The organism is Pseudomonas sp. P4_C1 (genome assembly GCF_056402155.1).
Genome location: NZ_JBFUHY010000174.1, coordinates 1 through 753 on the forward strand (window position 1 = coordinate 1; position 753 = coordinate 753).

Genomic DNA, 753 nt, shown 5'->3' on the forward strand with positions numbered 1-753 from the left:
CGGTGGAGGTGACGGTGGAGGTGATCGGGCCGACACAGGGCAGAGTCATCAAGCGAGTCGCCAGATCATCTTCAGCGGCCTGGCATTCCACGTCCTTATCCAGCGACTTGATCTCCTCCTCCACATGCTTGAAGTGTCGATACAGTCTCATCAGATTTTTTTTGTACGGCTCAGAAATTGAACTCGCCTCAAGCAGCTCCGGTAGCGCGTTGATCGACTTGAAGCCCGGGGCCAGGCTCACGCCAACTTCGAGAAGCGCGGCGTGAATCCGATTGACGGTTGCGGTGCGATCCTTGATGAACGAGTCTCGGGTGGAGTTCAGCATGGCTAGCACTTGTTGGGCCTGAGTTTTTACCGGTACAAAACGCATCGCCGGACGAGTCGCGGCTTCGCAGATCGCCTCGGCATCGGCGAAGTCATTTTTGTTGCTTTTCACGTAGGGACGCACGAGATGAGGCGCGATGAGTCTGGCCGTATGCCCTAACTTGGCGGCCTCCTGTGCCATGAAGTGGGCGCCGCCACAGGCTTCCATCACGATGGTGCAGGGCTCGAGATTTGCCAGGTGCTGCATGAGCGTTACCCGATTGAATTTTTTTCGGTACAGCTCGTGACCACGATCATCCTGTGCATGTAGATGAAAGGTGTGTTTTCCCAGATCGATGGCGGCAATAGCTACTTTGCTCATGGCAATGATCTCCGATAAGCCCCCTGTGAAAGCTTAGTGGTCGATCACAGGGGGCGGCGGGGGTAGCC

The 753-nt window shown here is 56.2% G+C and carries 1 protein-coding gene; it reads right to left on the reverse strand.

What is annotated here, in order from left to right; genetic code table 11:
- On the reverse strand, positions 1–685 hold a 685-nt coding region (locus AC1DU9_RS29870), incomplete at its 3' end, for an IS110 family RNA-guided transposase (RefSeq protein ID WP_477811277.1).
- Positions 686–753: the final 68 nt, after the last annotated feature.